The following is a 24,840-nucleotide window of genomic DNA, read 5'->3' as shown; positions in this document are numbered from 1 at the left end:
GCTTGGTCGAGATTATTTCAGACGTCAAGCCTTGAATGATGTCTGTTTAGGGTCTGTTGACGCTTGAAACCAGGACTTGCATTCAACTCATTGCCTATCGACACTTGTTAGTGAACATGGGTATTAACCATAGCCACCTTCTGCAGGTTGATTTATGCCGTCTACTATTGGCTTTCGCATTGCCCGGCTCCCACATTTGTGGCGCTCGATCATTGATCGCCGCCTGGCGCCACTGGGCCTTACCCAGACCCGCTGGGTCACCCTGTACCATCTATGGCGCATGGGTAATGGACAAACTCAATGTGAGCTTGCCCGCAATATCGGCGTTGAAGCACCCTCGCTGGTACGCACTCTGAGTCAGCTGGAATCCCAGGGACTGATCACACGCCGGGCCTGTGGCAATGACCGGCGGGCCAAACGTATCTATCTGACCGATGAAGCATTACCCCTGCTTGAAGAGATAGATGCGATCGCATCAAAAGCGCGTCAGGAAATGCTTGCAGGATTAAGTGACCAGCAAATACAGCAACTTGAGGACTGGCTTGCGCATATCGAGAGCAACGGTCTGGCGATTCAGGCCCGGGATCAGGAAGCAGAAACGTCATCTGTATCCTGATTCAGGACAGCCGCAGTGGGCTGTTTTTTCGGACGATCGGCGTGACCTTTCAGGCAATCACGTAGTGTGACAAAGTCTTCGATATAGCTCGAGAAGCGCTCGGCATTCTGCGACTCCCACCACCAGAGAGTCAGTGATGATTCGCTGGACTCCAGAACCAGAGCATCCTGAGGCAAGCGTTCAAGCAAGGCCTTGAGGACGCTATCTGCCGGTTCCGGCCAGGCGCGCAACGGCGCTATTCGCCAACGCCATCCTGCATGATACGGCGTCAGGGAGTCACTGGCATCGCTATCGCGAACAAGCAGAAAGTCAGGACCGGGAGCTTGTTGTGGGTAACGCCATTGGTAGCCCGGCATTACCTGCTTGACGTAGTGCAGTGGCGGCACCGCCATTTTCACCTCAACGCCTTGCTTGCGCACACTGCTGCGCAGCGACGCCTGCCGCTGCTGACGCGGGCTGGGCTTCAACCACATCACCGGTGCCATAACAAACATCACTACGATCACGATCAGGAACCATTCCATTACTTGCCTCTCTGGGTATAAGGATGAGGGCATGGGTAACTTGCCCACCAACCCGACCGATCATCAAAATAATGATTCAGGTCGTTGTTACTTAACAAATAGCCGCCTAAAGTAGGGAGTACACACATTATTTTTCTCAACTGACTGTCTACATTTGAGGAGCACTCATGAGCTATCATCATATTCTGGTCGCGGTTGATTTGACCAAGGATTCCCATAAGGTCCTTGAACGCGCCGTAGCGATTGCCGAGCGTAACAATGGCGCCAAGATCTCCATCATGCATACTCTGGAACCCCTGGGGTTTGCCTATGGTGGTGATATTCCGATGGATCTCACCAGCATTCAGGACCAGTTGGATGACCACGCCAAAAAGCGTCTGGCAGAAATCGCCGAGACGCATGTTCCCAGTGAAGACCAACACGTGCTGGTGGGCATGCCAGATACAGAAATTCATCGTTTTGCACAGGAAAACGACGTGGATCTGATTGTTGTTGGTTCCCATGGTCGTCATGGCTTCGCGCTGCTGCTTGGCTCTACATCAACCGGGGTTCTGCACGGCGCTCAATGCGATGTGCTCGCTGTTCGCGTCGGCCAGAAAGGCGAAGAAAGCGCCGAGTGACCCCATTCTCAACGTATTCTGGCGAGTCTGACAAGGCACCCACGAAGGTGCCTTGGTGTTCTTACTGAGCTGACTAGTTACTGATCGCCAGCCGCCATGGCTTCCAGCTCCATCCAGCGCTCCATGGCAGTTTCAAGCGACTGTTGAACGTTTTCCAACGCGTTGAGCCTGGCGGTAACAACACTGGCCTCCTGCTGGTAAAACGCTGGATCCCCCACTTCCTGCTCCAGGGCTTCCACTTCTCCTTCAAGACGCTCGATATCGGCGGGCAATCCATCCAGTTCACGCTGTAACTTATAGGAAAGCTTGACGGCTTTACGCGCAGGCTCAACAGTTGATTTTTCCGGGGCTTTCTTTACTGGCGCGCTGGTTGGCTCAGTGTGTTGACGAGCCGCACCGTCCCAGGGCGCCGGAGGCAGTTTTCCCCCCTGACGAATCCAGTCGCTGTAACCACCCACATACTCACGCACGCAGCCCTGGCCTTCAAACGCCAACATACTGGTGACCACATTATCCATGAAGGTACGATCGTGAGAAACCAGTAACAGGGTACCGTCGAAATCCAGTAGCAGCTCTTCAAGCAGCTCCAGGGTTTCCATATCCAGGTCGTTGGTCGGCTCATCAAGCACCAGAACATTGGCAGGCTGGGTAAACAGCTTGGCCAACAGAAGACGATTGGATTCACCCCCGGATAGCGCCTTGACGGGCTGACGCACTCGGTCAGGCGTAAACAGGAAGTCCTGCAGATAACTCATGACATGGCGATCCTTGCCCCCTACGCTGACGCGGTCGCTACCTTGAGCCACATTATCATAAACGGTTTTGTCCAGCTCCAACCCGGCACGTAACTGGTCAAAATAAGCTACCTGCAGGTTGGTCCCCAGCTGTACGCTGCCTTCTGTGGGGGTCAGCTCGCCCAGCAGGACTTTCAGCAAGGTTGTCTTACCGGCGCCGTTACGGCCCAGAAAACCAATCCGGTCACCGCGCATGACCTCCAGATTGACATCGCGCAGGATGACCTCATCACCAAAACGCTGCGTCACGCCTTTCAGCTTGACGACCCGCTTACCGGTGCGCTCGCCGCTATCCACCGACAGGTTGGCTGTGCCCTGTCGCTCACGACGCTGGCTACGCTCCAGGCGCATCTGTTCCAGCTCGCGCACACGACCTTCATTGCGGGTTCGACGTGCCTTGACACCTTGACGAATCCAGGCTTCCTCCTGGGCAAGCTTTTTATCAAAAAGCGCATGTTCGCGTGCTTCGACTTCCAGTTCGTGCTGTTTGCGCTCCTGATACTCAGCGTATTTTCCGGGGTAGCGGCCCAGCTTGCCACGATCCAGTTCAAGAATATGGGTAGCCAGCTTGGACAGGAAGGCACGGTCGTGGGTAATCAGCAGCACAGCGCCATTAAATGCCAGCAGCTGCTCTTCCAGCCAGGCAATGGTGTCGAGATCCAGATGGTTGGTAGGCTCGTCCAGCAACAGCAGGTCAGGCTCGGCCACCAGGGCCCGTGCCAGTGCAACGCGCCGCCGCCAACCGCCAGAAAGTGCACTCATTTCTGCTTCAGGGGGCAACCCAAGACGAGTAAGCACCACATCAATACGCTGATGAAACGACCAGCCATCAATCGCCTCGATCCGGGTTTGCAACACCGCCATGCGGTTCATGTCAGGGTCAGGGTCGTTGATCAGATGGTGATACTCGGAAAGCAAGTCGCCGGCTTCAGGCAGCCCCTGGGCGACCATATCAAAGATGGTCATACCGGAAGACTCCGGCAACTCCTGAGACAGAACACCAATTTTCAGCCCAGGCGCGCGCCAGATGGTGCCATCATCGGGTTTGATGTCGCCCGCCACCAGCTTTAACAACGTTGATTTACCGGTGCCGTTGCGCCCGACCAGCGCCAGCCGTTCGCCCTTTTCGACCGTCAGGTCAGCGTGGTCAAGCAATACTTGGGTGCCGTAAGCGAGTTGCAGCTGTTCGAGTCGTAACAAGGTCACTCAGTGTTCTCCATCATCATGAAACGCATAAAATAATCTCTATAGTGTAACCCAAGCAGGCTGGATAATGTTTACCTTACAGACGACTCGTGGCCGCTTCCCTGGCAAGGTAGAATGCCTGTTTAGAATTTGCTGTGCCTATGTGCCTCAAGGAGCCTTGCGTGACGACTTTGCGTGACAATGCGCCACTTCCCGACACTTTGCGCTTTCAATCACCTGCGCCGCTGGTGGACATTGGCGCGAACCTGACCCATGAAAGCTTTCAGCGTGACCTTCCAGAGGTTATTGAGCGGGCACAGGCTGCCAATGTAACTACCCTGATAGTGACCGGCACGGATCTTCTTCATGCCCGCCAGGCGGTTCATCTCAGCGAGCAATACACGGGTATCTTTGCGACTGCGGGCATACATCCCCACGACGCCAGCCAGTGGACAGATGACCTTGGCAGGCAGATCGCTGAACTGCACCAACACCCAGGCGTTGTGGCGGTAGGCGAATGCGGGCTTGATTTCAACCGCAACTTCTCAACTCCACAGCAGCAGGAGCATGCCTTCGAAGCTCAGCTGACCCTTGCCGCCAGCAGTGGCTTGCCCCTTTTCTTGCATGAGCGCGATGCAGGCCCGCGCATGCGCGATATGCTGCAGCACTGGCGCGGAGATATCAGCGATGCCGTTGTTCATTGCTTTACTGCCGATAAAGATACCCTATACGGCTATCTGGACCTAGACTTGCACATAGGGCTAACCGGCTGGATTTGCGACGAGCGACGCGGTCAACACCTGCAGCCACTGATCAAGGATATTCCTCTTGATCGGCTTATGGTAGAAACCGACTGCCCTTATCTTTTACCGCGAAATTTACCGGCCAAGTTGAAGGGGCGCCGCCATGAACCTGCACTGCTGCCGTGGATAGTGCGTGAAATTGCCCATTGGCATGGTGTCAGTGAGGCCAGTCTTGCGACCGCCAGCAGCGCGACAGCGCAGCGCTTTTTCCGATTGCCCTCGCTTGTCAAACAGTCAGCCGCTGCAAAGCACCCCTAACCTGAAAGGAACCCTGATGAGTGAATTACCCGGCTTTATTGCGATTGAAACAGGCGACGAGGAAGGTTTGCCACTTTCGGTTGCCTGGTCCCTGCCGGATGGGCGTATCAAGCACACCCTGATCCAGCCAGACGACAGCTGGATTGCAGAATCCGACCATGTCACCAACGAATATAGCGCAGAGGAACTGGAGAGCTTTGGCGTCAGCCCGCTGGATGTTATTCGTGAGCTGGAAACCGACTATTTCAACGAAACGCTTTATACCAGTGGCAGCGGCGAAGATGAGCTCGCCCTGGCGCGCCTGTTCGACACCTATGGCATTGATCCTTTCGTTGAACTTGCCCCTGCAGAAAGCCTCTACCCGAACCTGCATGGCGCAGAATGGCAGCATCAACGACGCCAAGTATTTGATCAGCTGGGACTTGAACCCATGCGCCCTGAAGATGAAGTCAGCGCCATGCTGGCATTACATCAACGACTGACCGGTGATGACACTGATTGATCCAGCAACGCCTGCCCGGCCCTGCATGCCTGATCCAGCGTAGTTTTCTTCTGATAATAATCCTGCAAGGTCACTTGAAAGGCCGCCGCACGACGTGGCAAGCCTTCATCCCGATAGCGCTGCGCCCGTGATAACACCTTGTCAGTAAAATTCTTGCGATCTACATCTACCTCGCCCCCAAGATTGTCCACGCTGACATGAAAGGGGCGCTCGCTGGCCTCACAGAACAGTGATTCAAGTGCCTGTGGAGCAAGCTCGGCAGCCTCGAAGGCATTTTGCTGCTGGGCATCACGGCCATCGGGCAGGTACCAGTAGCCGTAATCCTCAAGTTGTCTTCGCCGCTCTCCGGCGATGCACCAGTGGCTGATTTCATGCAATGCGCTGGCATAGAAACCATGGGCGAAAATCACCTGATGGTAGTCAGCATCGCCGCTGGCCGGCTGATATAAAGGTTCATCGCCCCCTGGCGTCAGCCGTGTGCGATATCGCTCGGCAAACACACCATCAAACAGGGTAATAACATCGTCAAGCGTCCAGCGGGTTTCGTCATGCATGGTTTTGTCCGATTGAATATTGATAACCAAAAATGGCACATAATGATTATAAAGCCCGACCCCATGGGTCGTCATGTGGTGTGATCAGATGACAGCAATAGCTGCTAGAATCATGCTTTTAAACAAAAACATCCTCCATCATGGAAGTCCACCTTGGAAAGCCTGAGCAAACAAGTCAGAACCCTTTATTGGCCGGAGACCCGATTGCTGGTGCGCTTGGCACTACCGATTTGCGGTGCTCAACTGGCACAGGCCGGCATGAGCGTGGTCGACGTTATGATGACCGGACGCCAAAGTCCGACGGCATTGGCTGCCGTCTCCGTCGGTTCAAGCCTGTGGATGCCATTGATGCTGTTCATGACCGGCACCTTGATGGGGTTAACACCGATTGTCGCTCATATGCTGGGCGGTAAACGACATGCAGGCATTAGACCTGCCGTGCATCAGGCATTATGGATTGCCCTTCTGTTGGGCGCAGTTTCAGCGGGCTTGTTGTGGTTCATGGTGACACCCATCTTTCAGCTCATGGCTGTGCCTGAGCATGTTGCCCGCAGTTCAGTCGCCTATCTGTCAGCGGTGGCTTTCGGAATGCCCGGTATTGCCCTGTTTCAGGCATTACGCGCATTTTCTGATGGCATGAATCATACTCGCCCTGCCCTGTGGATCAGCCTGATAGGGCTAGCTGTCAATATACCGGCTAACTATCTACTGATTTACGGTGGCGGCGGCCTGGTCGAGCTGTTCGGCACTCGGGTGCCCATATCCTTGCAGCAGCTACCTGCACTGGGCGCGCTGGGCTGTGGTATCGCCACCGCCATCTCAATGTGGACAATGGCACTGGCCATGATGCTCTACACCCAACGAGGCCGAGCCTACCGTGACGTATCCCTTTGGCAACAAATCGCCCTGCCCCAATGGCGTGGCATACGGGAACTGCTGGTGGTTGGTGTTCCCATCGGGGTAGCAATTTTTGTTGAAGTCACCCTGTTCACCCTGATCGCCCTGCTGATTGCCAGCCTGGGTGAAATCACGGTAGCCGCTCACCAGATCGCCCTGAGCTTCACTTCCATACTGTTCATGCTTCCCATGTCACTAAGCATGGCGCTCACCGTGAGGGTGGGCAATACCCTGGGTCAACAACGCCCGGAACGTGCCCGTCAGGTTGCCTGGAACGGCATTGCCATCAGTCTGCTAACAGCGGCGATCAACAGTACTCTTCTCTGGCTGACAGGTCGCTGGGTCATCTCCCTTTATACGCCGGACCCGGACGTCCAGGCACTTGCTGCGTCTCTGCTGGCCCTGGCTGTCTTTTTTCAGGTGTCTGATTCATTACAGGCAAACCTGGCAGGGGCTCTTCGCGGCTATAAAGATACCCGGGTCGTCATGCTGATTACCGTTGTGTCCTATTGGAGTGTTGGCCTGGGCGGCGGCCACTGGTTGGGTCGTCAAGGTTTTGGCGAGATTGCCGCGCTTGGGGTGCACGGTTATTGGATCGGTTTGATTGCAGGCCTTAGTACCGCCGCACTATTATTAGCCTGGCGATTATATGTGATTAGCCAACCGGAGTAGCTGCGATGTCGTTTGTTTCCGAGTGTGTACCCGGATTACGTCATGTTTTGAATGCCGCATTATGGGCATTCCCTTTGATAGTATTACAAGGTTGTGGCAATGGTGACAATGATTACTGGCAGCAGTATCACCAACAACTGGGTGATGCGGTCAATAGTGCGTCAATTGAAAACACGCAACCTGACAATATTCCCTCATTCCCTGAAACGCAGGATCTGGTTTTCGAAATCAAAGAAATGCGCGAAGGCATGCTCAATATCTATGCACTGCGTGGATGCCAGATTACCTCGCTTATTGCTGCACGTAACAACCAACTGGGCAAGGTTGCGCCGCCCAGCCAGCAATGGTTATACGAACGCGAGCTCTGGCAACAGTTAAGCAACTGCTGGAACACTGATACGCCCGAGCAACTCTCCGAAGAGGATCAAGAACGCTTACGCGACATGACCCTGAACAAGACGGCACAGCTTCCCTATGTCAGTTGGAATGCCATTTTCGAGTCATCAGAATGGCAAAAAAGCTTTTCCCGGGCGAGCCAGCCTCTTGAGAGCACAACGCTGGAAGATATCAGTGCAGAGCTGGAAGCACTGGATTATTTGCAGCGCATGACAATGCATCAGTTTGATCGCCAGTGGGAACAGGACTCAAGCCGTTTGGAAAACCACCTTAAGGAGTTAAATGGGCGTCCACTCAGCGCAGAGATACTGCGCGCTTTACTGCTCGCCTCACAGCGGCTTGATGAAGCCAGCCTGATGCTCGAACAGGCCGATGCCGAGTGCCTTCCTGATTGGGACATGGCGTACGTGCAACAGCTGGAAAATGTTGCGGATACCTGGCTAGAAGCCATCAATCAACTCGTCGACAGCCATCCCATCGAGCCGCCTGAAGCATGGCAAGACTATCAACAGAATTGGCTTTCGCTAACAAACGATGAGGCGCCATGGCATGTTTTTAATAGCGCCTTGAACCGTCACCAGGCTATTCGAAGCCAGTTCACTGCTTGCTCAGGCTAACTGTAAGAAAGCGCTGAACGAATACTCGGCTATAAAAAATCATCCAACAGGCTTAACCTTCGGCCTGAGCTGTGCTATTGGTGAAGTGTACGGCAGGCATGACTTTCTGCTTTGCCATCGTCGAAACCACGCAGCACCAGGAGGGACACCATGGGCGCCACCTTGTCACCCCGTTCTGCCCAGGTTATCGACCTGGAAACCGCACGTCAGCGGCATGAAGCGCAAAAATCCCTGGTACGCCTCTCGCCGGAGCTTGATGGGCTGGAAATGGTCTACCAGCTTGATGCCGACCCTGACAGTTATTACAGCATGCCTGTGCTTGCCTGGGGGCTACGAGAAGATGGCCAGGTGGTGGGGCTGATTCCGTGGATGGAAAAACTGACCCCTTGTCACCTGCTCAATGACAGGGAACAGGGCTGTTTTATTGGTTATCGTGATCCAGAAACAGATGAAATATTCTCTGACCCTCCCGACCACAAGTGGCATGAACTCTCTGCGTCCGCTGAGTATTTTGATTACGAAGCTTCCCGGGAACTTACCCTTATCCAGCAGATCCCGGACCACCAAGGCACCCATGCCCTGTGTATGGAGGCTCATCATCAACCCTGGCAGATGAAGCTTGTCTACGGCTGGAACCTATACAGCGATGGCAGCACTGATGCCCTGGTGGCTGATGAGAGTAAAGCCACAATGATACCCATACTGCTGAAAGATACCTGTCTGTACAGTACGCGTTCGCGTCATCCCAAGGTGTACTTTTTTCAGCGCCATATCGCCAACCAGATCCTTGAAGAAGACCCGGATACGTTGGAAAGTCTTGCGCTTATGGTAGTGCCACCTGCGCATTGAAATGCGTTTTTTGCAGCAAAGGGAAGCAATTAAAACCTGCTTCCCTCATACACGTTTCCCCTGCTCTGAAATTAATCACAAACCCGTATATAGTAATAAAACTCATCGTCAACGGCTTCTTGAGTCACTAATTCGTGGCTCAGAAACTGACAGAACTTGGGTACGTCACGCGTGGTAGCCGGATCTGTCGCAATGACTTGTACTACCTGCCCTGGCTGTAACTCAGCCACCTTATTATGAAGCATCATGATCGGCTCTGGACAAAATAGCCCACGGGTGTCCAATTGTTCATCAAAGTCAGGTAAAGTTTCACTCATTCAGATTCTCGATTCAGGAAATGTAAGGTATGATCAAAATTATCATTGAACGACGTATTATGCCTGGTTTGGAAGAAGATTATGAACAAGCAGCGCGAGAAGCAATGCGTGTTTCACTGGGCGCCAGAGGTTTTGTCGGCGGAGAGACACTGGTTGAAATGGGTCACACTGACAGACGCCTGATGATAACCAAATGGCGTGATTTGCGCGCCTGGAAAGAATGGTATACCAGTGAAGCCCGATCCAACGCGATGCAACGCATTCTGCCTCTACTTACCGAGGAAGAAACCATTCGCATCTATGAACCCAGCTTCTAATCTATTGCATGCGGATATGCACCGTCACCTCTTCCCTGTCATGGTAGAGGTGACGGCAGCGCAACGTGTATTTCACGCCGGCTGCCTGCAAAATGTTGTCTAGATCTGACAGGCACTTGGTAACTTCTTCCCAGCGCTTTTTCATCGGTAATTTCAAATTGAACACTGCTTCCCTACACCAGCGCCCGGCCAGCCAGCGCTCCATCATGGCGATGACCCTTGATGGTTTATCAACAATATCGCAGACCAGCCAGTCCAGACGATAAGGTGGCTCCCAGGTAAACCCATCTTCTTTCAGGTGCTCAACCTGCCCTGATGCCATCAGGTCAGCCGCCATTGGCCCGTTATCAATCGCGTAGACATACATACCCTTTTGAACTAACTGCCACGTCCAACCACCCGGTGCCGCTCCCAGGTCCGCCGCCGTCAGATGCCCTTCCAGGCGGTCTTCCCACTGCGATCGAGGAATGAACTCATGCCAGGCCTCTTCCAGTTTTAATGTCGAACGACTTGGCGCCCGGGAAGGCACACGCAACCTGCGAATCCCGTTAGGCAGATCACTGCGATTACCCGGAAATGAAAGACCCACCTGAAGTGAAGAGCCGCTGACCCATAACAGGTGTAGCCTTCTCCCGCCCGCCTTACGTCGCAAGGCACCTCTTTTTTTCAGTAGACTTTCCAACGGCCGCGACAATGCCTTAATCAAACGGCCAAGCGCTTTACCTTCATTGGTATCTGGCGTTTCATGCCAGATGTCTTCAAAGCTCCAACCTGCGGCGATCACCTGAGCCACCAAGGAGGTCAGACGGTCTTCTCGCCCAACGTTCAGCAGCGGCAATGCTATCAGCGTCTGGCGAGCAAAAATCAGCAAGTCAAAATGAACAAGACGATGAAGCTCATTGATAGGCTCATTATCCAGGCGGGTGACACTGGCCCAGCCTTCGCCACGCTCACCTTCACAGCAAACGCCATGTCGTTGGGCATGATGCAGCAACTCTGCCAATGCATCCCTTTCAAAACCAGGTCGACAATAAACCAGCCAGGTTGCCGGAAAAATCTGGGGCACTTGTGTCACCTTTTAAAAGTGAATTGTGAGTCGTGAATGGTAAACACAAAAAACCCCGAACAGGTACCTGTCCGGGGTTTCTCTTAATAAGTGCCTGACGATGACCTACTCTCGCATGGGGAGGCCCCACACTACCATCGGCGCTAAGCGGTTTCACTGCTGAGTTCGGCAAGGGATCAGGTGGTTCCCACTCGCTATGGTCGTCAGGCGTAACAGGTGATATAGCAGGCTGATTCAGCGGCGTTTGGGGCCACTGCGTAATGTCTGTGATCGTCTCTTCGTATCCGGCTTTCTTGCGTTTCGCTTTCTTGCTGTTGCAAGTTCTGCTGTTGCAAGCTCTGCGCTTTCGCGCGTCGTTATCACTGCGACCAGACCCCTTGGGTGTTATAGGGTCAAGCCTCACGGGCCATTAGTACACGTTAGCTCAACGCCTTGCAGCGCTTCCACACCGTGCCTATCAACCAGCTGGTCTCGCTGGGCCCTTCAGGAGGCTCTAGGCCTCAGGGATGTCTCATCTTGAAGGGGGCTTCCCGCTTAGATGCTTTCAGCGGTTATCCCGTCCGCACTTAGCTACCCGGCAATGCCACTGGCGTGACAACCGGAACACCAGAGGTGCGTCCACTCCGGTCCTCTCGTACTAGGAGCAGCCCTTCTCAAACATCCTACGCCCACGGCAGATAGGGACCGAACTGTCTCACGACGTTCTAAACCCAGCTCGCGTACCACTTTAAATGGCGAACAGCCATACCCTTGGGACCGACTTCAGCCCCAGGATGTGATGAGCCGACATCGAGGTGCCAAACACCGCCGTCGATGTGAACTCTTGGGCGGTATCAGCCTGTTATCCCCGGAGTACCTTTTATCCGTTGAGCGATGGCCCTTCCATACAGAACCACCGGATCACTAGAACCTGCTTTCGCACCTGCTCGACGTGTCTGTCTCGCAGTCAAGCACCCTTATGCTCTTGCACTCATTGCACGATGTCCGACCGTGCTGAGGGTACCTTCGTGCTCCTCCGTTACGCTTTGGGAGGAGACCGCCCCAGTCAAACTACCCACCACACACTGTCCTCGATCCGGATAACGGACCTGAGTGAGAACGCCCATGATGCCAGGCTGGTATTTCAAGGTTGGCTCCCCCCGAACTGGCGTCCGGGGTTCCAAGCCTCCCAGCTATCCTACACAGGCAACATCAGCGTCCAGTGTGAAGCTATAGTAAAGGTTCACGGGGTCTTTCCGTCTAGCCGCGGGTACACCGCATCTTCACGGCGATTTCAATTTCACTGAGTCTCGGGTGGAGACAGCGTGGCCATCATTACGCCATTCGTGCAGGTCGGAACTTACCCGACAAGGAATTTCGCTACCTTAGGACCGTTATAGTTACGGCCGCCGTTTACCGGGGCTTCGATCAGGAGCTTCTCCGAGGATAACACCATCACTTAACCTTCCGGCACCGGGCAGGCGTCACACCCTATACGTCGTCTTGCGACTTGGCAGAGTGCTGTGTTTTTACTAAACAGTTGCAGCCACCTGGTATCTTCGACCGGTTCGGGCTCGAGGAGCAAGTCCTGTCACCCTAGGCCGGCGTGCCTTCTCCCGAAGTTACGGCACCATTTTGCCTAGTTCCTTCACCCGAGTTCTCTCAAGCGCCTGGGGATTCTCACCCTGACCACCTGTGTCGGTTTGGGGTACGGTCGCACATGATCTGAAGCTTAGAGGCTTTTCCTGGAAGCGTGGCATCGATGACTTCCTGACCGTGGTCAGTTCGTTTCGCATCTCGGCGTTGAGCACCCGGATTTACCTGAGCGCTCGGCCTACATGCTTTCACCAGGACAACCAACGCCTGGCTCACCTAGCCTTCTCCGTCCCCCCATCGCAATCATGTCCGGTACGGGAATATTGACCCGTTTCCCATCGACTACGCCTTTCGGCCTCGCCTTAGGGGCCGACTCACTCTGCTCCGATTAGCGTCGAACAGAAACCCTTGGTCTTCCGGCGAGGGTGTTTTTCACACCCTTTATCGTTACTCATGTCAGCATTCGCACTCGTGATACCTCCAGCAAGCTTCTCAACTCACCTTCATTGGCGTACACGACGCTCCTCTACCGCTCACACCTAAGTGTGAACCCGTAGCTTCGGTACCTGATTTAGCCCCGTTACATCTTCCGCGCAGGCCGACTCGACTAGTGAGCTATTACGCTTTCTTTAAAGGATGGCTGCTTCTAAGCCAACCTCCTAGCTGTCTGAGCCTTCCCACATCGTTTCCCACTTAATCAGGATTTCGGGACCTTAGCTGACGGTCTGGGTTGTTTCCCTTTTCACAACGGACGTTAGCACCCGCTGTGTGTCTCCCACGCGTCACTCACCGGTATTCGGAGTTTGCCTCGGGTTGGTAAGTCGGGATGACCCCCTAGCCGAAACAGTGCTCTACCCCCGGTGGTGCTGCCTGAGGCGCTACCTAAATAGCTTTCGAGGAGAACCAGCTATCTCCGAGCTTGATTAGCCTTTCACTCCGATCCACAAGTCATCCAAATCTTTTTCAACAGATCCTGGTTCGGGCCTCCAATTGATGTTACTCAATCTTCACCCTGCTCATGGATAGATCGCTCGGTTTCGGGTCTATATCCCGCGACTGCTTCGCCCAGTTAAGACTCGCTTTCGCTACGGCTCCCCTAATCGGTTAACCTTGCCACGGAATATAAGTCGCTGACCCATTATACAAAAGGTACGCCGTCACGGAACATGTCCGCTCCGACTGCTTGTACGCACACGGTTTCAGGGTCTATTTCACTCCCCTCTCCGGGGTTCTTTTCGCCTTTCCCTCACGGTACTGGTTCACTATCGGTCAGCCAGGAGTATTTAGCCTTGGAGGATGGTCCCCCCGTCTTCAGTCAAGGTTTCTCGTGCCCCGACCTACTCGATTTCACATGATCAGATTTTCGACTATGGGGCTATCACCCGCTATGGCCGCGCTTCCCAGCGCCTTCGTCTAATCAGTCACATGCTTAAGGGCTGCTCCCCGTTCGCTCGCCGCTACTGGGGGAATCTCGGTTGATTTCTTTTCCTCAGGGTACTTAGATGTTTCAGTTCCCCTGGTTCGCCTCTTGCGCCTATGTGTTCAGCGCAAGATACTCACCTGTTGGTGAGTGGGTTTCCCCATTCAGAAATGCCCGGGTCACAGGTTGTTTGCCACCTCGCCGAGCCTTATCGCAGGCTTCCACGTCTTTCATCGCCTCTGGCTGCCTAGGCATCCACCGTGTGCGCTTCATTGCTTGACCCTATAACCCGAAGGAGTCTGGTCGCACAATGATAACGAGTGCCGGATACGCTTGAGACGTATCACATAACACTATTACGTACACCTTCGTCGGGCAGGGACTCACCACGCGGGGCGTTGTGAATCGCTGACCTTCAAAAGGTTTATCAGCTTTGCTATATCTTGTTAAAGAGCGACTGCTAGACGCAGTGATAAAGGAACCTTGCTGGTTCATTTATCACTGCGCAAGGGCAGCGACGATCTGATCAGGTAATTCATTGTGAGCGCTTACCGCGAGGATGATGCATCGTTTAAGGAGGTGATCCAGCCGCAGGTTCCCCTACGGCTACCTTGTTACGACTTCACCCCAGTCATGAACCACACCGTGGTGATCGCCCTCTTGCGTTAGGCTAACCACTTCTGGTGCAGTCCACTCCCATGGTGTGACGGGCGGTGTGTACAAGGCCCGGGAACGTATTCACCGTGCCATTCTGATGCACGATTACTAGCGATTCCGACTTCACGGAGTCGAGTTGCAGACTCCGATCCGGACTGAGACCGGCTTTAAGGGATTCGCTGACTCTCGCGAGTTCGCAACCCTTTGTACCGGCCATTGTAGCACGTGTGTAGCCCTACTCGTAAGGGCCATGATGACTTGACGTCGTCCCCACCTTCCTCCGGTTTGTCACCGGCAGTCTCCTTAGAGTTCCCACCATTACGTGCTGGCAAATAAGGACAAGGGTTGCGCTCGTTACGGGACTTAACCCAACATTTCACAACACGAGCTGACGACAGCCATGCAGCACCTGTCTCTGCGCTCCCGAAGGCACCAAGGTATCTCTACCAAGTTCGCAGGATGTCAAGAGTAGGTAAGGTTCTTCGCGTTGCATCGAATTAAACCACATGCTCCACCGCTTGTGCGGGCCCCCGTCAATTCATTTGAGTTTTAACCTTGCGGCCGTACTCCCCAGGCGGTCGACTTATCGCGTTAACTTCGCCACAAAGTGCGCTAGGCACCCAACGGCTGGTCGACATCGTTTACGGCGTGGACTACCAGGGTATCTAATCCTGTTTGCTACCCACGCTTTCGCACCTCAGTGTCAGTGTCAGTCCAGAAGGCCGCCTTCGCCACTGGTATTCCTCCCGATCTCTACGCATTTCACCGCTACACCGGGAATTCTACCTTCCTCTCCTGCACTCTAGCCTGACAGTTCCGGATGCCGTTCCCAGGTTGAGCCCGGGGCTTTCACAACCGGCTTATCAAGCCACCTACGCGCGCTTTACGCCCAGTAATTCCGATTAACGCTTGCACCCTCCGTATTACCGCGGCTGCTGGCACGGAGTTAGCCGGTGCTTCTTCTGCGAGTGATGTCTTTCCTGGCGGGTATTAACCGCCAGGCGTTCTTCCTCGCTGAAAGTGCTTTACAACCCGAGGGCCTTCTTCACACACGCGGCATGGCTGGATCAGGGTTGCCCCCATTGTCCAATATTCCCCACTGCTGCCTCCCGTAGGAGTTCGGGCCGTGTCTCAGTCCCGATGTGGCTGATCATCCTCTCAGACCAGCTACGGATCGTCGCCTTGGTGAGCCATTACCTCACCAACCAGCTAATCCGGCATAGGCTCATCCGATAGCGGGAGCCAAGGCCCCCTTTCTCCCGTAGGACGTATGCGGTATTAGCCTGAGTTTCCCCAGGTTATCCCCCACTATCGGGTAAATTCCTATGCGTTACTCACCCGTCCGCCGCTCGTCAGCATCCAGCAAGCTGGATCTGTTACCGCTCGACTTGCATGTGTTAGGCCTGCCGCCAGCGTTCAATCTGAGCCATGATCAAACTCTTCAGTTTAAAATCATTGTGATGCTTACCTGTCACCCTGGGGCAACAGAAGCGCATCAAACTTGGCTCAAGGGTCAAACGAATTCATTTCAATTTACATTGTCATGACCGCTTGCCTTGATAGTTGGTGATTTATCACCCTCATCGGCAAGCACCCACATGAATTACCTGATCAAATTGTTAAAGAGCTGTTCGCGAGGCGGCGATACTGCCTTGCCAGTCGATGACCTGATTGGCTTGCCTCAGCGAGGAAGACATATTCTACGGCTTCCTGTGTGTTTGTCAACGACTGATTTCAGCGGCGTCGCCAGCGTGCTTTATTACCACCACTCGCTAACTTATTGACAAACCGAAGGTTTTACCTTCATCCACCGCAGGTGACAGTGTGCGTCCCCGGCAGCGGATGCGTACTCTAAGGCTTCGCTGCACAGGATGCAAGGACTTTATGGAAAAATGACTGCCTCTATATCTCATTCCTCAGCCTCCAGAAGCAGCTCCCAAATGTCCGCTGTAAATCCAGGGCCTGCTGACTATTGCATGCGAATACCGCCATCAAGACGGATCACCTCGCCATTGAGCATGGTGTTCATAATGATTTGCTCGACCATCAGTGCAAACTCCTCCGGCTTGCCCAGGCGTTTGGGAAATGGCACAGCAGCTGAAAGTGCTTTAACGGCATCGTCAGGAATATCACTCATCATGGGCGTTTCAAAAACACCGGGTGCAATGGCCATGACGCGAATACCGTGACGCGAGAGCTCCCGGGCAGCGGGTAAACTCATACCTGCAACACCTGCCTTGGAAGCACTATAGGCACATTGACCAACCTGACCGTCAAAGGCTGCAACAGAGGCTGTATTGATAATAACGCCCCGCTCACCGTCTTCGCCCGGCGTATTGGCTGCCATCGCCGCCGCCGCCAATCGCATGATGTTAAACGTGCCCACCAGGTTGATATTGATGGTTTTACTATAGGCTTCCAGGCTGGCTGGATGACCTTCGCGATCCACCAGCTTGCCAACACTGACAATGCCTGCACAGTGCACCACACCTGCCAGACCGCGCCCTTGACTGTGCGCCACACAGGTATCAATGACCTGCTGCATATCAGTATCGGAGGTAATATCCCCCAGGCAAAAGGTAGCGGTCTCGCCCAATTCCTTTGCCTGATGCGCGACACTTTCCTGCAGGTCGCATAAAATGACCCGTCCGCCCGCATTGACAATCCGCCGGGCAGACGCGGCGCCAAGCCCTGATGCTGCACCGGTAATCAAAAAGGTGTTATCAGTCAGCTGCATTTACATATCCTCGTTTGAACCAGTGCATCAGTGGCTATCTGACGCCGCTTCCTGCGCCGCCTGGGCACGTAGTTTAAAACGCTGAATCTTACCACTGGGCGTCTTGGGCAGCTCATCAACAAATTCAATCACGCGCGGGAAAGCATGGGTAGAGAGACGCTCACGCACCTGGTGGCGAATTTCTTCCGCCAGGTTATCACTGGCTTCATAGCCATCACGCAGCACAATATAGGATTTGATCACCTCACCGCGAATATCATCTGGCTGGCCCACCGCTGCCGATTCAGCAACAGCGGGATGCGTCATCACACTGTTTTCAACATCAGTAGGCCCCACCCGGTAGCCCGCCGTGGTAATGATGTCATCATCGCGCCCGGCAAACTGGAAAGTACCATCTTCATTACGAATGACTACATCACCGGTCAGGTAATAGCCTTCAGCAAACGGATGTTTTTCCTGCCAGGTGTAGCCCTGGAAGAAATGCGCCGGTGAATTCTTGATATCAACCGCCAGCACGCCAGGCTGGCCAGCCGGCAGCTCCTTGTATTCCGCATCCAGAATCGCCAGTCGATAACCCGGCATAGGGACGCCCATGGCACCGACATGCTTCGGGTGGTCAAGGGCATGATGGTTGTTACAGGTCATGCCTGTTTCAGTTTGACCATAGTGATCCATCACCGGGCAACCTAATGATTTCTCGACCCAGGTAACGACTTCTGTGTTCAGCGGCTCACCTGCCGAACTGGCCGCACGCAGGTCGAGGGTGTTATGCGCATCATCAAACAGGCTGGAAGCTTTCATCAGACGGTAAGCTGTTGGCGCTGCGGCAAAGTTGGTAATTCGGTGACGTTTCATGAAGGCTAGCGCGCCTTCAGCACTAAAGCCGGCTTCGCAGAAATGCGTGGTAACACCTAACAGAAGTGGCCCCGCAATTGCGTAATAAAGGCCATAGGCCCAGCCGGGGTCCGCCATATTCCAGAAGCGATCGTCTTCGCGCAGATCAATCGCGAGCTCCATATAGAGCGCAAAGGCGGTCATCCCCGCCAGGGGTACAGCCACCCCTTTGGGCTTACCGACAGTGCCAGAGGTAAACATTTGCAGAAACGGCTGATCAGCCCCCAAACGCGGCGGTTTGTCGGTCATCGCGGCATGCCCCAGAGCGTCTTGCCAGTCAAGATCATCAGAGTGCTCGCTAGTCGCCCCTCCATGCGCCAGCACCGGTGGGCACTGGGTCAGACCATCAAACTTGTAGCGATTGGCATGATCGGTGATCACCAGCTTGGTGTCTGCACGACCCAAGCGGTAATCTACCGCATCGGGGCCAAACGCCGTAAACAAGGGCTGATACACCGCCCCGACACGCCAGGTAGCCACCACTGCAATCAAAAGCTCCGGTGTACGTGGCAACATGCAGGCAATCCGGTCACCTGCACCCAGCCCTTGCGACTGAAACCAACCAGCAAGCCGGGCGCTGGCCTGATCAAGTTCCGTATACGTCAACCTATTCGTATTGCCCTGAATATCTTCCTGCACCAGGGCTAATACATCCCCGCGCCCTGCTCGTACATGTTGGCCGCAGCAAGACTCATAGGCGTTGAAGCATCCGTCCTGATGGTCGTCGAGACGGTTGATGACGTCATCAACAGAAAATTCATCAAGATAGTCCTGATAAGCTGGCAATGAAGTTGCAGTCATAATGGCTCTCTTCTGTTGTGATTATGATGGTGAGCGTAGAACAACCTGAATTATCCGTTTACGTTAACGGAAACTAACTCACAAGCTAAAAGGAATAAGCGCGAAGCGCAAGCTTTCACAAAGAGGGAATCACTAGACAATAGTCAAAATGTGGGTGGAGTTAACGGGCTGGCATGATCATGGCAATCAGCTCTTCAGCTAAATCATCTGGTGTTCGTGGGCCCGCAGGGTCGTACCAGCGCACTGTCCAGTTAAGAGCGCCCAGTATAAATCGTGTAATCAGAAAGCGGTCACCATGGATCAGCCCGGCCGCCAGCGATTCTTCAATCACCTGCACCCAAAGGGCCTCATAGGCATCTCGTAAATGGCTCAGGTGCGCCTTGGCAGAATCATCCAGACGTCGCCATTCGAACAATGCCACCACGTGGGCGTTGCGATCGGTGAACAGTGTTTCCAGATGCGCTCTGGCCATCGCCCGCAGGCGCGCCTCAGGAGAAGGCGGGCTTTCGTCCAGAGCACGCTTGGCGATTGCCAAAGCATTTTGCGTTCCTTCTTCGATCACCGCCGCCAGAATTTCCTGTTTATCCTTGAAATGGTGAAAGAGGCTTCCCGACTTGATGCCCATTTCCTGGGCCAGCATACGCACCGTTGTGCGATCAAAGCCTTCCTGGACGAACAACTGGGCAGCCAGGCGAGTTAACTCCTTGCGACGGGGCGATGCATTCATTACATTCATAGTGTTTACACTAGCGCTTGCTTGGTTACTGTCAAGAAAACCATAGCACTGCCCCAGGGTCAACGACTCATGAGAACAATCATGACCAGCCACTGCATTGCAGGAGAAACCTATGAGCCAACGCGACGATATTGTATTTCTTTCCGCCACACGCACGCCAATGGGCGGGATGATGGGCAGCCTTTCCAGCATGAAGGCTCCCGAGCTGGCGGCAGTGGCCATCAGCGCTGCCGTTGAGCGTGCGGGCATTCAGGGCATCGATATCAATGAAGGCATCATGGGCTGCGTACTCCCCGCTGGCGTCAAACAAGGCCCGGCTCGGCAAGCCATGCGGCAGGCGGGCATTCCAGACACCAACGGTGCCACCACCATCAACAAGCTGTGCGGCTCAGGTATGAAAGCGGCCATGCTGGCTCACGATATTATCAAGGCCGGCAGCGGCGATTTTGTTCTGGCGGGCGGCATGGAGTCCATGTCTAACGCTCCCCACCTGATGACCAAGGCGCGTGCCGGTTATCGTCTGGGCCACGGTGAACTCAAGGACCATATGTTCCTGGATGGGTTGGAAGATGCCGAAACCGGCAAGCTGATGGGTATTTTTGCTCAGGAAGTTGCCACTCAGCGCGGTTACACTCGCGAGCGCCTGGATGACTTTGCTATCGCCTCTCTTAAACGCGCCATGGAGGCTACCAATGCTGGCCATCTGGACGCGGAAATGGCCCCTGTCACGGTCAAAAGCCGCAAAGGCGAAAGCGTGGTTTCCCACGATGAACAGCCGTTTCAGGCCAAGCTGGACAAGATCCGTGAATTGCGCCCGGCATTTGCCAAAGATGGCACCCTGACCGCCGCTAACTCAAGCTCTATCTCGGACGGTGCTTCCGCGCTGATCATGACGCGCCAGAGCCTGGCAGATCAGAGAGGCCTGCAACCGCTCGCACGCATGCTGGGGCACAGCACCAATTCGCGCCATCCCAGTGAGTTCACCATTGCCCCGGTCGGCGCCATTGAAAAGCTGATGGCCAAGCTCGAATGGACGGTTGACGATGTAGATCTGTTTGAAATCAATGAAGCCTTTTCAGTCGTTACCCTGATGGCGATGGATGACCTGGGCCTGCCCCATGAGAAAGTGAACGTTTATGGCGGTGCTTGCGCCCAGGGCCATCCGATTGGCTCTACCGGCTCGCGGATCATCGTTACCCTGATGCATGCCTTGCGTACCCAGGGGGGCAAACGCGGCATTGCCAGCCTGTGCATTGGCGGCGGCGAAGCCACAGCGGTTGCCATCGAGCTGATCGATTAGAGGCCTAGCGCCTTGCTCCTTATCAGAGCAAGGCGCGTAAAACACTTATTTTGAGTGCAGCGGAATCCACAGCTGCAAACGGCGACGAATTTCCAACAGCGCCTGTTCATAGGCATCAGGCTTACCGATCAACCGTGGGTCGCGGATATCCCAGTGCAGAATTTCATCTGTTCTCCCTTCAAATTCACGACATGCCTGGCGTGCTTTATCGCAAAGCACAATCACGCAATCAAAGTGTTCCCCTTCAAACAGATCCAGTGACTTACTCTTTAGATGATTCACCGGCAAGCCCTGCTTTTCAAGCGCTTCCAGCGTAAAGGCATGCGGCTGATCCGGCTCGGAACCCGCACTGAATGCCTCAAATCGATCACCCGCCATGGAGCGCAGAAGCACCTCACCCATCAAGGAACGAGCGGAGTTAGCGTTGCACAAAAACAGAACGCGACTTTTAGGCATAGCGGTAACACTCTTCAGATTGATGTATTGCTAACGCTACACCGGCAAAATGACATTTCTGTGGCAATCATTAAAAACATACGCAATAACGTATATGATAGTACTGATGATTAGCACTTTGCTCAAAACCGAGGGAATGTCATGACCACTGATAAAGACAATAGCGCCCCCAGCACGTCTTCTGGCATGGGGCTCTTCGAACGCTTTTTATCCCTCTGGGTCGCCTTGGCGATTATCGCCGGCATTGCCCTGGGGCAATGGGCACCTGTTGTGCCAGAAACCCTGTCGCGCTTTGAGTATGCGCAGGTATCCATTCCAGTGGCGATACTGATCTGGGCGATGATCTTCCCCATGATGGCGCAAATAGATTTCACTGCCATCCTCGGCGTTCGGCGCCAGCCCAAGGGGCTGATTATCACCACCACCGTGAACTGGCTGATCAAGCCTTTCAGCATGTTCGCCATTGCCTGGTTCTTTTTCACCGTGGTGTTCAGCCCCTTTATTGCCCCTGAACTGGCTAATCAGTACCTGGCCGGTGCCATTTTATTAGGCGCTGCGCCCTGCACGGCCATGGTTTTTGTGTGGAGTTACCTGACCCGCGGCGATGCGGCCTATACTCTGGTTCAGGTCTCCCTGAATGACCTCATCATGCTGTTTGCCTTTGCGCCAATTGTGGTCTTTCTGCTGGGCATTTCGAATATTCAGGTACCCTGGAACACCGTTGCCCTTTCGGTGCTTTTGTATATCGTCATACCGCTGACAGCGGGCTATATCACTCGCCAGTCGCTGATCAAGAAACACGGCAGCGAATGGTACGACAACGTCTTTATGAAACGCGTTGGGCCCATTACGCCCGCCGCTCTGATTATTACTCTGGTACTACTGTTTGCTTTTCAGGGTGAAGTGATCCTCAATAACCCGCTGCATATTGTCTTGATTGCCATCCCGCTGATTCTGCAAACCTTCCTGATCTTCTTTATCGCTTACGGCTGGGCCAAGGCCTGGCAGGTGCCGCATAACATCGCGGCACCCGGTGCCATGATTGGGGCCAGCAACTTTTTCGAACTGGCCGTTGCGGCAGCCATTGCCCTGTTTGGCCTTCAATCCGGTGCGGCGCTGGCCACCGTGGTCGGCGTATTGGTAGAAGTCCCGCTGATGCTCGCGCTGGTGCGGATTGCCAATAAGACACGCCAGCATTTTCCGGCACCTGCGAAAGGATAATCTCCTCACCTTGAGCCACGCTGACGGAGGCCACCTTAACATGCACAAAAAAGCTTCCTGCATTGAAGCCGCATGGCAGTCGCATCATCAGGAACTCTACCGTTTTCTGGTCAAACACTGCGGTGACAAGGATGCCGCCGACGAGCTGCTCCAGCGTGTCTATATGCAAGCGCTCACCCATAAAACCGAGTTTTGTGAACTGGCAACGCCAAGAGCCTGGCTTTATACCGTCGCTAAACGTCAATGGATTGATGAACAGCGTCGCCGCAAACCCTGGGTCGATGTTGATGATATTGACATTGCCGACGAACCCGCCGCCGGCATGCCGGTAGATAGCCTCGCGGCCTGTATTGCCAAAGCCTTGCCCCACTGTGAGGCCGACGATGCCCACATTCTGAGCGAATGTGACCTTAACGGCATAAAGCAGGCCGATTATGCCCGTCGCCATGGCCTGACGTTAGCCGCCACCAAGGCGCGCCTGCGGCGTGCCCGCCAGCGCCTCCGTGAGCGCTTGATCCAGCAGTGCCAGATCACCTTTGATGCCAACGGGCGTATCTGCTGCCATCGTGCCCTGCATGAGAATTGATGAGCCTTGCAGAAGTATCCTTTTCCTGTCTGGTGCGTCTTCTCTATAGACATTCTTCTATAGACACTCAACGAGGTTGACTACCATGCTGGACGTATTTACCTGGTTCGCCAACTGGCTGGTCTACGATCTTGGCGGTTTCGACCCCAACAGCAAGTTGGGAACATCGGTGCATTTTTTCGTCGAGGACACCACCAAGATTTTTGCCCTTCTCGTGTTGATGATCTACATCATTGCGCTGATCCGCGCCTCCCTGAATCTTGAGCGTGTGCGGCATTACATCCAGCAGAAAAACCGCCTGGCGGGCTATGGTTTTGGAGCAGGCTTCGGCGCTATCACACCGTTTTGCTCCTGTTCCAGCATTCCATTGTTTCTGGGTTTTACCAGCGCAGGCATCCCGCTGGGTATTACCATGGCCTTTCTGTTCACCTCGCCGATCATTAATGAAGTCGCGGTGATTATGCTGTGGAGCCTGCTGGGCTGGGAGTTCACTCTGGTGTATATCGCCATCGGCATGGCAGTGGGCATTGGCGGCGGTATGCTGCTGGATGCTGTGCGCGGCGAACGCTGGCTAAAAGATTTCGCTGCCAAGGCCTACCAGCAGGCGGCAGAAACCCCCACCGACGAACAGCCATTGCCGGAACAGCCCCGGCTAACCTTCAGAAACCGCCATGAATTTGCTCGCGATGAACTCAAGGAAATCGTCGGACGCATCTGGAAGTGGGTAATTATTGGTGTCGGCCTGGGCGCTGCACTGCATGGTTTTGTGCCTGACGGCTGGTTTGCCGACAACCTTGGCAGCGGCCAGTGGTGGAATGTGCCAGCGGCGGTGCTGGCTGGCCTGCCGCTATACTCCAATGCCACTGGCGTTATCCCCATCATGGAAAGCCTGATTATGAAAGGACTCCCTGTCGGCACTACCCTGGCTTTCTGCATGAGCACGGTCGCCGCCAGTTTCCCGGAATTCATCATGCTCAAGCAAGTCATGCAGTGGCGCTTACTCGCCATCATTTTTGTCATCCTGTTGGCCAACTTCATGGTCGTTGGCTGGGTGATCAACCTGCTGACCCCCTGGCTTTTCAGCGGCAGGTTCTAAACAAAATCCACGCAAGGAGAATCAAGATGAAAAAGATCGAAGTTTTAGGCACAGGCTGCAAAAAATGCACTACCACTGCCGAACAGATTGAGGCCATCGCGCAAGAGCTTGGCGTCGAAGCTGACGTGGCAAAAGTGACCGATCCTGCGGCCATCATGGGTTATCAGGTCATGTCAACGCCAGCAGTCGCCATCGACGGCAAACTCGCCCACAGCGGCAGCGTGCCGGATCGTCACAAGATTGAGAGCATGCTGCAAGGTTGAAGCCCTAACCAGCGCCCCTTGCCCACTGACTGTTAACAAGTGACCGCTAGGGGGGTTGTTGTTGTCAGTTGTTCTGTGACCCACATGATGCAGATATAATTTCCCATGGAT

At 54.3% G+C, this 24,840-nt stretch carries 22 protein-coding genes and 3 rRNA genes; 13 read left to right on the top strand and 12 right to left on the bottom strand.

Annotated elements, in window-relative coordinates; genetic code table 11:
• Positions 1–154 precede the first annotated feature (154 nt).
• Entirely contained in the window at positions 155–616 is a 462-nt protein-coding gene (gene slyA / locus LL947_RS05005; protein WP_290823527.1) for a transcriptional regulator SlyA, read from the top strand.
• On the opposite strand, the gene LL947_RS05000 is transcribed toward slyA, so the two are convergent.
• Entirely contained in the window at positions 586–1,140 is a 555-nt protein-coding gene (locus LL947_RS05000) for a preprotein translocase subunit YajC (protein ID WP_290823525.1), read from the bottom strand. The two genes, slyA and LL947_RS05000, sit on opposite strands and share 31 nt — an antisense overlap.
• 167 nt (positions 1,141–1,307) lie before the next feature.
• Between LL947_RS05000 and LL947_RS04995 the strand changes: the two genes are divergently transcribed.
• Entirely contained in the window at positions 1,308–1,760 is a 453-nt protein-coding gene (locus LL947_RS04995) for a universal stress protein (protein WP_290823524.1), read from the top strand.
• 77 nt (positions 1,761–1,837) lie between these two features.
• Here LL947_RS04995 and LL947_RS04990 read toward each other — a convergent pair whose 3' ends face one another.
• Positions 1,838–3,760: an ATP-binding cassette domain-containing protein gene (locus tag LL947_RS04990; protein ID WP_404416994.1), complete on the bottom strand. Its 1,923-nt coding sequence runs from the start codon at positions 3,758–3,760 to the stop codon at positions 1,838–1,840.
• 161 nt (positions 3,761–3,921) lie between these two features.
• Between LL947_RS04990 and LL947_RS04985 the strand changes: the two genes are divergently transcribed.
• Both LL947_RS04985 and LL947_RS04980 read left to right on the top strand, forming a co-directional pair.
• On the top strand, positions 3,922–4,800 hold the full coding sequence (locus tag LL947_RS04985) for a TatD family hydrolase (RefSeq protein WP_499834122.1): 879 nt from the start codon (positions 3,922–3,924) through the stop codon (positions 4,798–4,800).
• Between the two features lie 16 nt (positions 4,801–4,816).
• On the top strand, positions 4,817–5,302 hold the full coding sequence (locus tag LL947_RS04980; RefSeq protein ID WP_290823518.1) for a hypothetical protein: 486 nt from the start codon (positions 4,817–4,819) through the stop codon (positions 5,300–5,302).
• Here the strand turns inward: LL947_RS04980 and LL947_RS04975 are convergent.
• The gene (locus tag LL947_RS04975; RefSeq protein ID WP_499834121.1) at positions 5,272–5,856 is read right to left on the bottom strand and encodes an elongation factor P hydroxylase; all 585 of its coding nucleotides are present in this window, start codon (positions 5,854–5,856) and stop codon (positions 5,272–5,274) included. The genes LL947_RS04980 and LL947_RS04975 overlap by 31 nt on opposite strands.
• A gap of 153 nt (positions 5,857–6,009) precedes the next feature.
• Between LL947_RS04975 and LL947_RS04970 the strand changes: the two genes are divergently transcribed.
• From LL947_RS04970 to LL947_RS04960, 3 genes are all read left to right on the top strand, one after another.
• Entirely contained in the window at positions 6,010–7,425 is a 1,416-nt protein-coding gene (locus LL947_RS04970; protein ID WP_290823514.1) for an MATE family efflux transporter, read from the top strand.
• A 5-nt stretch (positions 7,426–7,430) separates the two neighbouring features.
• Entirely contained in the window at positions 7,431–8,438 is a 1,008-nt protein-coding gene (locus LL947_RS04965) for a DUF3080 family protein (protein WP_290823512.1), read from the top strand.
• 150 nt (positions 8,439–8,588) lie between these two features.
• Positions 8,589–9,287, top strand: coding sequence for a hypothetical protein (locus tag LL947_RS04960; protein ID WP_499834120.1), 699 nt, complete (start codon positions 8,589–8,591; stop codon positions 9,285–9,287).
• Between the two features lie 71 nt (positions 9,288–9,358).
• On the opposite strand, the gene tusA is transcribed toward LL947_RS04960, so the two are convergent.
• Entirely contained in the window at positions 9,359–9,604 is a 246-nt protein-coding gene (gene tusA, locus LL947_RS04955) for a sulfurtransferase TusA (protein ID WP_290823509.1), read from the bottom strand.
• A 29-nt stretch (positions 9,605–9,633) separates the two neighbouring features.
• Here tusA and LL947_RS04950 point away from each other — a divergent pair, with 29 nt between their 5' ends.
• Positions 9,634–9,921: an antibiotic biosynthesis monooxygenase family protein gene (locus LL947_RS04950; RefSeq protein WP_290823507.1), complete on the top strand. Its 288-nt coding sequence runs from the start codon at positions 9,634–9,636 to the stop codon at positions 9,919–9,921.
• 1 nt (position 9,922) lies between these two features.
• On the opposite strand, the gene rlmM is transcribed toward LL947_RS04950, so the two are convergent.
• The 7 genes from rlmM to LL947_RS04915 all read right to left on the bottom strand — a co-directional run bounded on the left by rlmM (position 9,923) and on the right by LL947_RS04915 (position 19,798).
• Positions 9,923–10,987, bottom strand: a complete 1,065-nt coding sequence (gene rlmM, locus LL947_RS04945; protein WP_499834119.1) for a 23S rRNA (cytidine(2498)-2'-O)-methyltransferase RlmM — start codon at positions 10,985–10,987, stop codon at positions 9,923–9,925.
• Between the two features lie 92 nt (positions 10,988–11,079).
• Positions 11,080–11,195, bottom strand: a 5S ribosomal RNA gene (rrf, locus tag LL947_RS04940).
• A gap of 180 nt (positions 11,196–11,375) precedes the next feature.
• Positions 11,376–14,264 (bottom strand): 23S ribosomal RNA (locus LL947_RS04935).
• A 290-nt stretch (positions 14,265–14,554) separates the two neighbouring features.
• A 16S ribosomal RNA gene (locus LL947_RS04930) occupies positions 14,555–16,087 on the bottom strand.
• Together the 16S, 23S and 5S rRNA genes form the textbook arrangement of a ribosomal RNA operon.
• Before the next feature lie 521 nt (positions 16,088–16,608).
• Positions 16,609–17,376: an SDR family NAD(P)-dependent oxidoreductase gene (locus LL947_RS04925; RefSeq protein WP_499834118.1), complete on the bottom strand. Its 768-nt coding sequence runs from the start codon at positions 17,374–17,376 to the stop codon at positions 16,609–16,611.
• 27 nt (positions 17,377–17,403) lie between these two features.
• Positions 17,404–19,071, bottom strand: coding sequence for an AMP-binding protein (locus LL947_RS04920; protein ID WP_290820786.1), 1,668 nt, complete (start codon positions 19,069–19,071; stop codon positions 17,404–17,406).
• Positions 19,072–19,231: 160 nt separating this feature from the next.
• Positions 19,232–19,798 (bottom strand): TetR/AcrR family transcriptional regulator, encoded by a 567-nt coding sequence (locus LL947_RS04915; RefSeq protein WP_290820788.1) that lies wholly within the window; start codon positions 19,796–19,798, stop codon positions 19,232–19,234.
• Between the two features lie 121 nt (positions 19,799–19,919).
• On the opposite strand from LL947_RS04915, the gene LL947_RS04910 reads away from it, so the two are divergent.
• Positions 19,920–21,107: an acetyl-CoA C-acyltransferase gene (locus LL947_RS04910; protein WP_290820790.1), complete on the top strand. Its 1,188-nt coding sequence runs from the start codon at positions 19,920–19,922 to the stop codon at positions 21,105–21,107.
• A gap of 45 nt (positions 21,108–21,152) precedes the next feature.
• On the opposite strand, the gene LL947_RS04905 is transcribed toward LL947_RS04910, so the two are convergent.
• Entirely contained in the window at positions 21,153–21,563 is a 411-nt protein-coding gene (locus tag LL947_RS04905; RefSeq protein ID WP_499834117.1) for an arsenate reductase ArsC, read from the bottom strand.
• A 141-nt stretch (positions 21,564–21,704) separates the two neighbouring features.
• Here LL947_RS04905 and arsB point away from each other — a divergent pair, with 141 nt between their 5' ends.
• From arsB to LL947_RS04885, 4 genes are all read left to right on the top strand, one after another.
• Entirely contained in the window at positions 21,705–22,784 is a 1,080-nt protein-coding gene (gene arsB / locus LL947_RS04900) for an ACR3 family arsenite efflux transporter (RefSeq protein WP_404416962.1), read from the top strand.
• Between the two features lie 40 nt (positions 22,785–22,824).
• Positions 22,825–23,370 carry an RNA polymerase sigma factor gene (locus LL947_RS04895; RefSeq protein WP_499834116.1) on the top strand — a complete coding sequence of 182 codons (546 nt, stop codon included), beginning with the start codon at positions 22,825–22,827 and terminating at the stop codon, positions 23,368–23,370.
• Between the two features lie 85 nt (positions 23,371–23,455).
• Positions 23,456–24,466, top strand: coding sequence for a permease (locus LL947_RS04890; RefSeq protein WP_499834115.1), 1,011 nt, complete (start codon positions 23,456–23,458; stop codon positions 24,464–24,466).
• Between the two features lie 26 nt (positions 24,467–24,492).
• Positions 24,493–24,729: a thioredoxin family protein gene (locus LL947_RS04885; protein ID WP_290820797.1), complete on the top strand. Its 237-nt coding sequence runs from the start codon at positions 24,493–24,495 to the stop codon at positions 24,727–24,729.
• Positions 24,730–24,840: the final 111 nt, after the last annotated feature.

It is taken from the genome of Halomonas sp. BLK-85 (genome assembly GCF_044792155.1).
Taxonomy (GTDB): domain Bacteria; phylum Pseudomonadota; class Gammaproteobacteria; order Pseudomonadales; family Halomonadaceae; genus Vreelandella.
Note: the sequence above shows the minus strand (reverse complement) of the source record. Positions and strands in the feature narration are given on the sequence as shown.